General features: G+C 41.9%; 14 protein-coding genes. 4 read left to right on the top strand and 10 right to left on the bottom strand.

The genetic code is table 11. The features are described 5' to 3' along the window. Window positions 1-17: 17 nt before the first annotated feature. The gene (locus ACJJIB_RS01890) at window positions 18-794 is read right to left on the bottom strand and encodes a ferredoxin--NADP reductase (RefSeq protein ID WP_252084055.1); all 777 of its coding nucleotides are present in this window, start codon (window positions 792-794) and stop codon (window positions 18-20) included. 124 nt (window positions 795-918) lie between these two features. On the opposite strand from ACJJIB_RS01890, the gene ACJJIB_RS01885 reads away from it, so the two are divergent. The 4 genes from ACJJIB_RS01885 (at window position 919) to ACJJIB_RS01870 (ending at window position 4,487) form a co-directional block, all read left to right on the top strand. Continuing rightward, window positions 919-1,806, top strand: a complete 888-nt coding sequence (locus ACJJIB_RS01885) for a LysR family transcriptional regulator (RefSeq protein WP_444887682.1) — start codon at window positions 919-921, stop codon at window positions 1,804-1,806. 300 nt (window positions 1,807-2,106) lie between these two features. Further along, on the top strand, window positions 2,107-2,604 hold the full coding sequence (locus ACJJIB_RS01880) for a hypothetical protein (RefSeq protein WP_444887681.1): 498 nt from the start codon (window positions 2,107-2,109) through the stop codon (window positions 2,602-2,604). Between the two features lie 27 nt (window positions 2,605-2,631). Further along, the gene (locus ACJJIB_RS01875; RefSeq protein ID WP_444887680.1) at window positions 2,632-3,030 is read left to right on the top strand and encodes an ApeA family protein; all 399 of its coding nucleotides are present in this window, start codon (window positions 2,632-2,634) and stop codon (window positions 3,028-3,030) included. A gap of 392 nt (window positions 3,031-3,422) precedes the next feature. Continuing rightward, window positions 3,423-4,487: a hypothetical protein gene (locus ACJJIB_RS01870; protein WP_444887679.1), complete on the top strand. Its 1,065-nt coding sequence runs from the start codon at window positions 3,423-3,425 to the stop codon at window positions 4,485-4,487. 715 nt (window positions 4,488-5,202) lie between these two features. Here ACJJIB_RS01870 and ACJJIB_RS01865 read toward each other — a convergent pair. Genes ACJJIB_RS01865 through ACJJIB_RS01825 form a run of 9 tightly spaced genes read right to left on the bottom strand, consistent with a single transcriptional unit; the run spans window position 5,203 to window position 13,994 of the window. After that, the gene (locus ACJJIB_RS01865; RefSeq protein WP_444887678.1) at window positions 5,203-5,736 is read right to left on the bottom strand and encodes an acyloxyacyl hydrolase; all 534 of its coding nucleotides are present in this window, start codon (window positions 5,734-5,736) and stop codon (window positions 5,203-5,205) included. Window positions 5,737-5,768: 32 nt separating this feature from the next. Continuing rightward, window positions 5,769-6,998, bottom strand: a complete 1,230-nt coding sequence (locus tag ACJJIB_RS01860) for a beta-ketoacyl-ACP synthase (protein WP_444887677.1) — start codon at window positions 6,996-6,998, stop codon at window positions 5,769-5,771. Then, complete coding sequence (gene fabG, locus ACJJIB_RS01855) at window positions 6,998-7,726, bottom strand: 3-oxoacyl-ACP reductase FabG (RefSeq protein WP_444887676.1); 729 nt, start codon at window positions 7,724-7,726, stop codon at window positions 6,998-7,000. Before fabG ends, ACJJIB_RS01860 begins: the two co-directional genes overlap by 1 nt. Next, entirely contained in the window at window positions 7,727-8,173 is a 447-nt protein-coding gene (locus ACJJIB_RS01850) for a hotdog family protein (protein ID WP_444887675.1), read from the bottom strand. Between the two features lie 5 nt (window positions 8,174-8,178). Then, window positions 8,179-9,339, bottom strand: coding sequence for a beta-ketoacyl-ACP synthase (locus ACJJIB_RS01845; protein ID WP_444887674.1), 1,161 nt, complete (start codon window positions 9,337-9,339; stop codon window positions 8,179-8,181). 2 nt (window positions 9,340-9,341) lie between these two features. Beyond that, entirely contained in the window at window positions 9,342-9,893 is a 552-nt protein-coding gene (locus ACJJIB_RS01840) for an ApeN family LolB-like membrane protein (protein ID WP_444887673.1), read from the bottom strand. Continuing rightward, entirely contained in the window at window positions 9,878-11,107 is a 1,230-nt protein-coding gene (locus ACJJIB_RS01835; RefSeq protein WP_444887672.1) for an NAD(P)/FAD-dependent oxidoreductase, read from the bottom strand. The genes ACJJIB_RS01840 and ACJJIB_RS01835 overlap by 16 nt, the downstream gene beginning before the upstream one ends. 3 nt (window positions 11,108-11,110) lie before the next feature. Next, window positions 11,111-13,375, bottom strand: a complete 2,265-nt coding sequence (locus tag ACJJIB_RS01830) for an MMPL family transporter (RefSeq protein ID WP_444887671.1) — start codon at window positions 13,373-13,375, stop codon at window positions 11,111-11,113. Between the two features lie 4 nt (window positions 13,376-13,379). After that, window positions 13,380-13,994 (bottom strand): LolA family protein, encoded by a 615-nt coding sequence (locus ACJJIB_RS01825; protein WP_444887670.1) that lies wholly within the window; start codon window positions 13,992-13,994, stop codon window positions 13,380-13,382.

The following is a 13,994-nucleotide window of genomic DNA, read 5'->3' as shown; positions in this document are numbered from 1 at the left end:
TGGGTGGACAGGCCAACTTACTTTTCGACGAAAGCGCGCTCAATCACATACTCGTGCGGTACACCTGCGCGTGTCTCCTTGAATCCCCAGTCATCTAGGATATTGGTGAGATCTTTCAGCATTGCTGGGCTGCCGCACAACATAAAGCGGTCTTCCTCGACATTCGGCTTGGGCACATCGAGATCTGTAAAGAGCTTACCGGTCAGCATCAAGTCGGTCAGGCGGCCGGTATTACGATAAGGCTCACGAGTTACAGTGGGGTAGTAGAGCAGCTGCTCACGCACCATCTCACCAAAATACTCATGCTCAGGTAGCTCATTCTCGATCTGTTCCTGATAAGCCAGCTCAGAGACATAGCGCACCCCGTGGGTAAGAATCACTTGGTCGAAACGCTCGTAGACAGTGGGATCCTTAATAATGCTCATGAAAGGTGCCAAACCAGTACCCGTAGACAGCAACCACAGACGCTTGCCAGGTAACAGGTGATCCGCAACCAGAGTACCGGTGGGCTTCTGGCTCACATAGATCTCATCGCCCGGCACAATTTTCTGCAGACGAGAAGTCAGGGGACCATCGGGTACCTTGATGCTGAAGAATTCGAGCTCATCTTCGTAGTTGGCACTGGCAATGGAGTAGGCACGCAGCAGTGGACGGCCGTTGTCCTGCTGCAGACCGATCATCGTGAAATGTCCGTTCTCAAAGCGAAAACCCGAATCTCGGGTGGTCTTAAAGCTAAACAGCGTGTCGTTCCAGTGATGGACATCCAACACCTTCTCTATATTCAATTTGGACATAAACTTAAAACCGGTTATTCCACGAGTCTCTTGATAGTTGAATTTTAGCTCTGGAAGATCTATTGGCAAAGTGGGATATTTCGATATTCCTTATCTATTTTAACGATTAAGTGGAGAATTCCCTTTGCGCTATACCTTGCGCCAACTGGAGGTATTCCTGGCCTGTGCCCACCACGAGAATGTGAGCCGCGCGGCAGAAAGCCTGAGCATGTCCCAGTCTGCCGCCTCCACCGCCCTAAAAGAGTTCGAACAACAGTTTGAGCTGCGCTTATTCGAGCGCACCGGCAAGCGCCTGCGCCTGAATGAGCTGGGTAGGCAACTATGGCCCAAGGCGGAGGAACTGCTGGAGCGGGCACAGGAATTAGAACAGAGCCTCGCCAGTCATCGCGATCTGGGGCGCCTAAAAATAGGGGCAACCCTAACTATTGGCAATTACCTGGCAGCGAATGTAATGGCGCTATACATGGAAGAGCAACCCGGCACACGAGTGGAGCTGGAAGTCGCCAATACCTCGGCAATTACAGAGCGGGTGCTCAACTTTGAGTTAGACCTTGGGCTTATCGAGGGCGAGTTTAATCACCCAGATCTGGAAATGATTCCCTGGCGCAGTGATGAATTAGTCGTCTTTTGCGCCCCCTCTCACCCCCTGGCCAAACGCAAGCGCCTGACAGACAAAGATCTGCTCAAAGCCACCTGGATTACCCGGGAACCTGGCTCCGGCACACGTCAGACTTTTGAGCGTGCAATGGTCGGACTACTACCAAAACTCCATATTTTGTTGGAGCTTCAGCATACAGAGGCAATTAAGCGAGCGGTGGAAGCTGGGCTCGGTATCAGCTGCCTATCTAGAGTCTCTTTAGCTGATGCCCTGAAGCGGGGTTCATTGATCGAATTGCCGGTATCGCAGAGAAATTTCCACAGAGAATTTTATTTCGCCCTTCATCGACAAAAATATAGAAGTGCGGGGATTGAGCGATGGTTGGAGTTATGCCAATCCATCGAAATCAATTAAATGAACCCCCAATGAGATTTAGTTTTCCGAGCACTACGGTATCAACTGCTAAATTTTAGCTTTTGACGGCAATATACATTTGTCAGTGTCGAGAAATTTAAAGATGACTGATGGGTATAAAATGAATATTGAGTTCCGCTATATTACTTTTCAGTGAAAAATCATCTGTCCTAAAGTTCGTTTAACCACTATTGTCAGGCTTTCTTATCTGGTAAATTATCGTGCATAAAAATTCGACAATTTATCAATTTGGCTACATCTGTATACTTCCTGGCAGTTGTATTATTCCTTTGAGGCAATATGAATATCAGCGGGTTTAAAGTCGTACTAGCTGGTACAATTTTAAGTATCTCTTCTTTAGCAATGGCAAAAGATGTCATTAAGATCAATTCAGCAGCTCACTATCATGATGAGAAAGTAATTGCTGCCAATATACTTAGTGAATGCCCGAATCTCGGTTCACAGTTTTCTAATTCGACCCAGAAGTTTCTTAGTAAATATGGATACTATATATCTTCAACGTCTGAACTAAATCCTCAGTCAGAGGGCTATAACCTCAAACTAAGTATTCTAAATGCCCTGAGTTCTGGTAACGCTTGGTTAGGACATAGAAAGTCGGTATCTATTGAAGCGGAACTTTACAATAATGGAAAATTAGTAGACAGTTTTACTAATACCAGGAATTCTGGTGGTGGGTTTGGTGCAAACTTTAAGAGTTCTTGCCAAGTTCTCCAGCGTTGTGTTCATACACTTGGTAATGATGTAGCCAAGTGGATGAAGAAAAGCCACGAAATTTAACCCTAAAATTAACAATAAGATATTTAAATGAAAAACTTTAAGAAAATATTATTCTCTGCGGCTTTTGCATTAACTCTCTCTGGCTGCACCAGCAATCCAGTTATGAATATCCAAGATAGAAGTATTCCTGACCGCCTTGATGGTTCTGCACAAACTCAGGATACCATTAAAAAATCAATTATCGCGGGATGTATAGCAAGAAACTGGACTTGTCGTGAGGTCGCCCCTGGACAAATAATCGCTTCAATTAACGTTCGCAAACATCACGCTGAAGCGGATATCAAATACGATATGGATAGCTATAGCATTACTTACAAGGACAGCAACCTACTTGATTACAATGAAAAATACTACACTATCCACAGAAATTACAATCGCTGGGTACGTAACTTGAATGACGCGATTATTAAGAAACTTTCAATTTAATTTCTCACCCCGCTACAGTTAATACTAAAGCGGGGACTACTATAAAAGGAAATGTAATTTTATTTATTCTATTCTTCACTTTATAAACTTAATGACACATGCTATTTTTTTCAAAAAATATATAAAACTTACTTACAATTTCTCATAAGAATAATCAATCAGTACCAAGAAGATTTTAATTTCAGATAAGCAAGAATGAAGTAACTGCTGGATTAAGAAAATAAAATTCTATCGCAGCCTTGATTAAGTAAAAATACTGAGATTAAATCTTTTTTATAACGGTAATTTAAAACGTATTAAATTACGCTCTTAAAACATGAAATTCATACATAGCTAGAAAAAAAATTGATTTAAAATCTAATGATGTACTTATATAAAGGATGAAGCAGTACATGAATAAAATATTTTTATTGATCACAGTTGCAATATTGAGTGGATGTACCAATTATCAACCAATATTTCCAGAGGGCTATACCGGAGGTCGAGCGACTGTCAGTGATACTTTTATCCAAGTAGGTTTGGGCGAAGCACAGTTTTTTTATGCTGAATCAGTTGATAAAATTTTAGTAGAGAATGCTCTAGATATAACATATAAAACTTCCAATAACAAAGGAAGAGTAATATATCCTTCTGGATATATTCGAGAAATTCCATCTCGACCACTAAAAATTAATATAATTGGTAAAAACGTATATTCAGCACCAATATTAGGATTACTAGATTCTGAAAATGAATATACAATTCAAGCAACTTTAGAATTTAGCCCCCAAAATAATCATGATTACTTGATAAAGGGTATCTTAGAAAAAAATTATCGTGCCATATGGATTGAAGATAATAGTGGAGAAATAGTCTCAAGTATATATGCACATACAAATGGAAAATCAGGATATATCTCAAGCAATGAACTAAAAGGATACTCACAATCAAACACTAAAGAAGAAATTTATTTACAAATTAGAGGTGGAGAAACCGACAAGACCATTGTTAAAAAAATTGGCCGTCCAGACAATATAGAAAAGTTATCTTCCAGCTTGTTTAGACCTTTTCGACAAACTATATTCAAATATAATGAGCTAGGAGAAATATATTTCTATGAATTTTTTGGTACTTTATATACAAGAAAAATAGTTCCAAATATAAGAGATATTAAGCTGGAATTAACTCATAAGTTGAATAGCAATGATCCAATATTCCTTCGCGAACTGGGAATTAGCTATTACCAAACAGATAACCTTTCTGTTAGTGAGTTAGATTTATTTGCCAAAAAAATAATGAAGCTAAAATACAGCAAAGATCCCTATATGGTTGATGCTTTAGCATGGTTTTGTAAAATTCTTGGAGCATCTAAAAATGAAAAATATGTAAAGTTTCTTCAAGATCTATCACAAGATGATGTGCATCGAAAATTAAGACGATATGCAAGATCAAGCTTTAAAGAGGTGAATGTCAAGTAAGATTTAAAATTAATAGGCTAACTTGCAGAGTAAAATTGCTCAACTTTATATTTTACTCTGCTTTTTTAAAGGCAAGTATAATTAACAGCATTAATTTCAATCGTAAATTTCGAATGAAACATATTACAAGAGCAGAATTTAAAAATAGCACTCCAGAAATATTTCATATTTAAAATGGAATGTATTTCTCTGCAATTTTTAATTTTATTTATGTGAGAGTAATAGATGATATTATCACGACGCATTAAAAATCGTTCAAAAACTTCTTTGTCTATTTTTCAGTTAAAATTTTTTAATCAAATATGAAGCTATTTCATAACAATCTTGGTTGTCACAGTTTAGAGCGGAGAAAAAATTACTCTATAAAAAGACAAGCTTCATATTCATTTGAAAGGGACCTCCAATCAGAAAGTTCTTATTTTAACTCCATTAGCTGATTCTGACTAAAACAATAAGAAACTACAAAATCACTAATGTTGGGGCAGAATCTAAATCCTAGGGCCTCTAATCCCTGCACACTAAATCCCGCACCTAGTATTTTGACACTCAACAACGTTTAAATATAAAACATTGTAATTCATTAAAATCACAGGCAGTCAACATTAATGGGCAGCTCAAAATTTTACTTAAAAAAACAAAAATACTTATCATCACCAACACTAAAAGAAAACATTTTTTGATTTAAAAATTACAAAAAATTTATACAACAAGCTCGTTAAAACTTAATACCGTAATTAATGACAAACGGAAAATCTAAGCCATCATTTTCATCAAACAAATTAGCATTTGAAAAGTGCTTCCAAGACACCATTAGTACTAGATCCTCCTTTTTCCTCCAGTTAATTCTTGCGCCATAACCCACCTGCGCCTGAAAAGAAAAGTTGTGCTCTTGGCGTCGATCGCCTAAATAGTTACTGGATATATAACTGGGGCCCAATGCTCGAACAAAGAAAAAGGGTTGCCCCCAACTTCTTTGCCTTGGGTACAAATTTAACTGCGGGTAAATGGAAAAAGCCCTTATGCGTTTATTTTCATCCGCACTAGTACTAATTTCTGTGTAACTTACACCTATATCAATATGCTGCCGATAACTCTTTTCAAACGTTTTAAAGGAGTAGTCTAAGCCAAAGGTCTTGTTATTTTGTTTTGAATCCGGCTGTGGTCCACCACCAAAACTTAACAACAATTCGTCAGCTAATACTGGCTGAGCTAAGAAAATTATTGAAACTACAGCCAGTATCCACTTCATCTGCTATCCCTTATTTAAAGGTCACTCATCTATTAATTAAGAATTTTTTTAAATATTAATGAAGTATTAATTCCACCAAAGGCGAAATTATTACTCATGACATATTCTGTATCGATGTGCTTGCCGGGGCCTTGGATAAATTCCAAGTCCGCACAATCAGCATCAACTTCTGCCAAATTCATTGTGGGATGGAACCAACCATTGCGCATCATCTGGATACTTGTCCAAGCTTCCAAAGCGCCGCAGGCACCTAGAGTATGGCCGGTATAACTCTTGAGGGAACTGATAGGCACAGCACGACCAAACGCATTGCGAGTCGCATGGCTCTCGGCAATATCTCCTCGGTCCGTGGCAGTACCATGTGCGCTGACATAACCTATCTCACTAGCATCTACGCCAGATTGAGCTATAGCTTGCTCCAGAGCCACCTGCATAGTCCCCGACTGGGGTTGAGTAACATGGCTACCGTCAGAATTTGTACCAAAGCCAACAACTTCCGCATAAATTCTGGCTCCACGTGCAACGGCATGCTCATACTCCTCCAGAATCAGCGTGCCAGCACCTTCACCGATCACCAAACCATCCCGGTTTCTATCAAAGGGACGCGGGGTCGCTTCAGGAGTATCATTTTTTGTGGAGGTAGCATAAAGCGTATCGAAAACTGCTGCCTCAGTTGCACACAGCTCCTCTGCACCACCGGCGACCATAATAGTTTGGCTACCATTGCGGATCGCTTCATAGGCATACCCAATTCCCTGGCTGCCAGAAGTACAAGCAGAGCTGGTGGTGTAAACCCGCCCACACAAGCCAAAAAATACTCCGATATTGACCGCTGCCGTATGAGACATCATTTTTATATAGCTGGTGGCATTAAGGCCGTCGGTGCGGTGATTTATCAACATATTGCCGAAATCAGCCACTGCTGACGGAGTGCCTGCTGACGAGCCATATGAAACTCCGACAGCTCCACTTTTGAGAATGGGGTCATCCAACAATCCCGCATCCTGAAGAGCAATTTCACTGGCGCGAACCGCCATTAATGAGACGCGCCCCATGCTGCGAACGCGTTTGCGATTGTAATGAGATGGCTTTTCAAAATCTTTTACTGGGGCACCAAGGCGAGTTTCAAGTCCCTCATACTTGTCCCAGTCCTCCATATAAACAATTCCGGAACGACGGCTCTGCAAAGACTCACTAACCGACTCCCAATCTTGGCCGATAGGAGATATTCCGGCCATTCCTGTAACAACAACACGCTTCATTAGCAGAGACCACCATTTACGGAAATAACTTGACGGGTAATGTAAGCAGCCCGCTCATGCATTAAAAAGGCTACAGTCGCTGCGACTTCTTCAGGCTTACCCATTCTGCGGGCTGGAACCATTTTTAAAATGTCTTCAACCGGCAAATCTTCATCCAGCATATCGGTATCAATAAGACCCGGAGCAACACAATTAACGGTGATTTTTCGTTTCGCCAGCTCCAGTGCGAGCGCTTTACTCGCACCAATCAAACCAGCTTTAGACGCGGAATAGTTTACCTGTCCTCGATTTCCAGCGACGCCAGAGACCGAAGTCATCACAACTATTCGACCGGGAGCACGGCGTCTAACCATGGGCATAGTCAGGGGATGCAAGACGTTGTAGAAACCATCCAGATTTGTGTGAACGACTGAATCCCAATCCTCGGCAGGCATTGCGGGAAAAGCATTGTCAGCAGTTACACCTGCATTGCATACAACCCCATAGTAACAACCGTGTTCATCGACATCTTCTAGCAAAACATCTTTAGTTTGGTTCCGATCAGAAATATCAAACTGAAGAATTCTACTTTTACTTCCTAGCTTGGCAATTTCCTCTGCAACCTCTTCAGCTTGCTCACGGCGGCTACGGCAATGTAAAACGATATTATAACCATCTTCAGCTAACTGAAGGGCAATTGCCCGACCTATACCACGGCTTGAACCCGTAACTAAAATCCACTCAGACATTTAATTTCTACCCTTCAAATACTGTTCCACGTTGTCCGGTTGATATACATTTAACCGCGCGCTTTGCTCGATGGAGGGGCCCTTTATTACACACTCAAATGTCGCCATGCCATTCTCAGCCTGCAGCAAACGCTGGACTTCAATCGTCAGTTCATCGCCACAGCGATAACTTTCAACATTTGACACAAATTTACGGGTACCCAATAAAAAGCCCAGGCGAACCTCTTCGCCCCGTTCCTTGGCGTGGTAACCGGAAAATGCCGCTATTGACTGGGCCATATACTCAATTCCCACATAGGCGGGAACACGACCATTGCGAGAAAAAATTCCATCATCTCGGACCCGCAATTTTGCCAGCAATTGTTCCTCATCTACTGAAACTACTTCATCGAGAAGTGACATATTTCCACTGTGTGGAACCAATTCTCCAGCAGTATATTTTTGCATATATTTTACCTCTGACTGCCCATAATTACCGAGCAGTTACTCCCACCAAACGCGAAGGAGTTACTCATTACGTAGCGCAATCCTCCAGCAGCTTCTTGGCCCTGGCAAAGGTTCAGCCGCACAATCTCTGGATCATAATGCCCATCATACTGATGGGGGGGGAGTTGATTATTTTGCAGGGCAAGCCAGCAAAAGGCCGCTTCAAGTGCACCAGCAGCTCCCAATGTGTGCCCGGTTAAAGGTTTAGTGGAAGAGCAAGGCAGTTGGCTTCCAAACACCCTTTCAACGGCTAAAGCCTCCATAGAGTCATTTTGTGGTGTGCCCGTACCATGGAGATTTAGATAATCAATATCGGTTGCATCCAAGCTCGCATTTTCCAGTGCTCTGCGCATACAGGCCTCTGCACCGCGCCCCTCTGGATCTGGAGCCGACATATGGTGGGCATCAGACGTGGCAGCAACACCGGATAGAATCACAGGCCCAGATTCTTTGGTCATCACAAATATTGCGCCAGCTTCCCCAAGATTAATACCATCCCGATTAACGCTGAAGGGGTTGGTCTGGCCCGCACTAAGTGCCCCCAGGCTATGAAAGCCACGAATCGTCATGCCACAAAGAGAATCCACACCACCAACAACCACAGCATCACAAACATTGGTAGAGAGAAGGCGCCGGGCACTGGCAAGGGCATTCGCACTGGATGAACACGCTGTAGAAACTGTAAGTTGTACGCCTTGCACACCCAGATACTTTGCGACAAAAGTACTAAGTCCTGCCATTTGCTGTTGAAGCCGGTAATTGTAACCAGTGTCTTTTTTACCACTGAGGTAAGATTCACCAGAATCGATCCCAGAAGTTGAAGTTCCCATAACCACTCCAACTCGGCTTGTACCATATCTTTCAACAAGACTACCGATCTCTGATTCGATTTGGCCCAGTGCAGCCAAAGCCAGCTGATTATTACGGCAGTGATAGGCTTGTAGCGAACTCGGTAATTCTGGCAACTTCTCCTGCACAATACCCAGGTTTCCCTGATAGTTTAATAATCGGTTTTCATCCGGTCGCATAAAAGAGCTATCACCGCTAAAAAGGGGTTTAGCTACCGATTCAGCAGAATTTCCCAGGGTACAGATGATGCCCATATGATTAAGATAGAAATTAGTCATACCTAAAAATTCCTGATGCTTAACCTGTAACCAATTCGTTTGTGCTCAAGCTCAACCTGTGCTTCCCAAATATCATTAGTACTGTAGCGCGCCTCTGTACTTATTTCTCCATTGTGGAAGAGCTGACGGATATAATTCCCCTCAATTACGGACTCTTGCAACTTCCAACCAACAGGTAATTGTTTCTGCAGCTGAGTAACTGGCCAATAGACAAACTGAATGTCTGCTAACAGTTTTTCAGGTGGCAGACTTGCCGCTCTACGCATGTAGTGATGAGTGCTGATCTCATTACCATCATATGCAATATCTAACAAACTCATACCTTCAGGGCTGAGAAGCGAAACCCTCATGTTCTCTGAAGAGAGCAAGGTGGCCGCAATCACTTCGTACACATTGTTTTGATAAACAATACGCAAATGTTGATTCATCTGACGCGGTTGCTCAGCTAAAAGAGGCGCCAAAGACCAGCCTTCAGACTTATCTTTTTCTACCCTTGGGGAAATACAACCCACCAGAGTAAAGATACTAAAATAAAGCACTAACCAGCGGAGCATATTTCCACCAGTGTATTCAATCTACGCTCTGCAGCAGCAACAAAAGGATTTTTCTTATCCCAGGCATAACCTGCCAATATTGAGCAAATCATTCCTTTAATTTCTTTTTGCTCAGTCTGATAAAAAATCACATCCTGAAAACGACCATCATACCAAGCCTTTACATACGTTTTAAAAACTTCAACACCCTGCTTTAAAGGCACAGAAAACTCTTTGTCCCAATCAACGCTCTCTCCAGAGAGTTGACGGTGTAAACATTCAGCGGCTAACTCTGCAGACTTCATTGCGATGGTAACGCCTGAAGAAAATACTGGATCAAGGAATTCACCAGCATTTCCCAAAAGAGCAAAGCCTGGACCCGCCAGCTTGGTTACATTGCTCGAATATCCACGAATACGTTGAATCTCGGTATCAAATTTTGCGTTGTGTAAAGTTTTTGCCAACTCTGGTGCGGCCGAAATAGCACCTTTCAGGATCTGTTCTGGATCCTGTCCCCAAGCCGCGATCTTTTCCTTCTCACCAACAACTCCAACAGAAGCTCTGCCATCGGCGAAAGGTATCAACCAATACCAAATATCTCTCTCATTGGGATTGACTGTGATAAGTATTTTATCTCTGTCAAAATTACTATCAGTAATATTGTCCTCTACATGTGTGAATACTGATTCACGTACAGGAAACTCTGATGGACGATCCAGGTCCAGTAATCTTGGTAGAACTCGTCCAAAACCACTTGCATCCAGAACAAAACGGCCCTGGAAAGCAAGGTCTTCGCCATTGTGTTCTGCAATCAGTTCCGCACCATTTTCGGCAATATCAGCTGATACAATAGAATGACGATAATAAATCTTTACTCCCTGGCGCTCAGCTTCATCGGCCAGTATTTTGTCAAACTTGGCTCGCTGTACCTGGAAAGTTGTGCCATGCCCAGGTGTGAATTTTTCACGAAAGTCAAATGCAGTACGGGCACCATCCCATTCAAAAGCAGCACCATTTTTAAATTGGAAGCCTGCGGATTTTACTGCCTCCAACATATCTGCGTTTTCAAGAGATTCCATACACTGTGCCAGCAAACTCTCGCCGATAGAGAAGCGAGGGAACATCTCTCGCTCAACGATCGATACACTCCAGCCATTTTTAGCCAACAAAGCACCGGCTACAGCTCCAGCAGGTCCGGCACCAATAATAACAACGTCAGACTTAATTTCTTTCATTGGCTAATATCCCTTACCCCGTGTACAAAAAAATAGAAATGCCAACAACAAAGTTAATACTGTGCCCACAGCCAGGACTAACCCAAAATTTGCAATCGCCGGTGTGCCAGACAATGCTAGCAAACCAAACCCTAAAAAAGTTGTTAACCCAGCCATAGCTATCGCCAGCAGGGTATAATGCTGCTCTGCTTTCCGGCTTGTATGGCTAAATATTGCGTAATCTATACCAATTCCAAAGACAAGTAATAAAGCCGCAACATGAAATAAATTAATTGCTGATCCCTGTAAAATCACTATCGCCAGGGTGCCTAGTATTGCGCTGGATGGAAGTGCAACTATACTTAAGGCTTGCTTTATTCCTGTTTTAGTTGCCGTCACTAAAAATACAACAATGAATATTAATGGCAGTAGTTGCAACAACAGATCACGCTGTTGTGACATCACATTAGAGATACTTCTGGTAGTATCGACATAGGTTACTCCAGGCAGTAACTCTAAAGATGACAAATCTTCTTTTAAGCCATAAATACGTACCACAGAATAACAGTGATTATTTTCACAACCCAACCATAATCCTTTATATTGCCGACCAGCAACTGGCAACCATTCAGAGAAATTAAAGGTATTGAATGGCTGTATTTTAGAACTTATCTGCTGGTTAATATCTTTTTCAGAATAACCCAATTGCTGATAAAAAGACCTGACAGAATCCCCACTGTAAAACTTCGACAATAACTTCCAGTCAGCTTCTTGAACCTCTTTTGGAGGTATCCGGTTGGTTACCCCCTGAAAACCACTAATAACTTCCTTTTCTACTAAATAGTCCAGTTGATTTCTAAGTTCCCATTCCCGTGTTAATACTTGTTGCTCCTCTTCACCAAAAACCAGAAAGTAACGGGAGTCTGGCCGGGTTCTAATCAGAGAATTTAGATCTATTTCATCTTGTGTAAGAAATTCTGGAGGCTGGTAAAACAGTTTTAGGTCATCATTAAATTGAATTTTATGAAGTGCCGCAGCTCCAAAAATCAACAGCCCAATCAATGGAAACAGGTAGTACTTAATATTGAGTTTAGGAAACTGACTGGAAAACGATAAAGGCCTATGCTTGATATTAATCCAGCCTGGGAATAGCAGGATTACAGTCAACCAAGCCCCTATTAAACCACAGCCGACAAAAACCCCTATTTGTTGTAAAAGCGGAAAAGGTGTTAATGCAAGAGAGAAAAATGCCAAGCAGCTTGATATCAAGCCCAGCAATAGCCCAGGTAATATATCCTTATCTTTTGGCTTGCCCAGCCTCAATCTATTACAAATAAAGTGAAATGCGTAATCGATTGCCAATCCAGAAACTGTTGTACCAAATACAAAAGCCAATATATGGATTTGGCCCAAAATGATAATAACACCTGATATACCACTGACCACGCCACATAGAATTGCGAATGTACAGGCTAGTAGAGGTTTTAATGAGCGAAAGACAACAATACATAGACAGCAAATAGCAAGGATCGAAAGAGAGCCAATTAGGCGTATTTCATCCTGTGCCATAGCAGCAGCATACTCTGTGTGCAGGGGGGCTCCAGCTACCAGCAGCGAATAACCATTTTTTTGAGCCCATTGCTTTAATTCTGACTGTAAAGAAAGAAGTGATATATCGCTCTCTCCAGTCAAATCAACTGGTTCTGCCAGCGTATAAAGCAGGGTAAAAACTTTATGTCCTTCTGTATGTACCGGAATTCCATCAAAGACTTGTGGAGTAACTCCAATATCAGCGGTAAAGTAATTGCGAAAAGTTGAGAAAGTATCTTTCTCCAAATCGATTCCAGCGCCGTCAGGCCCGTATAATTTACTCAATTGACGCTGTATAAGTTCCTCTGGCTTAGCGTCTAATAACGCCCTATCTTCAGGACTGAGTAGCTGTTGGCGCAGAGGAAAGAGCAGCTCCCACTCCTCTTTATAGCTTTCAGAATCGGCCCAACGATATTCAACAGACTCTAAAGATTTAGCGGCCTTAAGTTTCTGCGCCAACTCTTGGGTATGCCTGGCCAGACGTTGTGATTCTTTTCCTTGAGAAACTAAAACCCAAATTAAACTTCCCTGTAATTGCTGACTGACTTTTTTCTGGATGCCAGCACTACTTACCGAGTCGGAGTTATTATCAGCTAATAACAAAATATCTGTTTGCAGCCAGCTGGATTGATAGCGTAATACAGTTATCCCAATAATTACACTAATAAAGGAAAGCCAAATAACAACTCGACGTGACATGGGATTACTTCTGGTTATCTTCTGAGAATTCACTCAGTAGTTGACTGTTATTAGCTTCAACTGAATGTAAATTCATAATATCTATTTCAGTAATTGCCATGTTGGCTTCAGCTAGTACTATTTTCCGAATCTTTTTGTCTCCCACGACTTCTATCGATTCAATAACCTTTCTAAAAGCCTCTTGCTTGGGAATTAAGTTAATTCTCCATTGCTCTTCTGCGATCTGTGGTCCCACCGTAAAAGTCTGATCCAGCTCACTAAAATCACCACTGATAATCTTTAATAGAGGATCAGCTACATGACTTCCTACAATATTGCTATTGACCCGATTTCCGGAATCAGCATCATCTAGTTTAAATATTCGATGGGATTCTATTGGATTCTCTATTCGCCAGCTTAATCCTAACTCCTCAGAAATAGCCAAGACACCTGAAGAAATTAGAGGCCTTGGCAGCTGCGGCAGCTTCTTTGTCTGGGAAAAAGTGCCAAGCATCTGTGGAGATGACACAATATTTTCCTCTATCTCCCGCAAAACTGCCTGCTGCTCCGAAGTTAAAGCAGAAGCTACTGTGGAAAATAGAAAACAAATAACAAATACAACCAAACGCGTAACAGTCAT

The organism is Microbulbifer mixtoriginis (SeqCode) (assembly GCF_052467705.1).
Note: the sequence above shows the minus strand (reverse complement) of the source record. Positions and strands in the feature narration are given on the sequence as shown.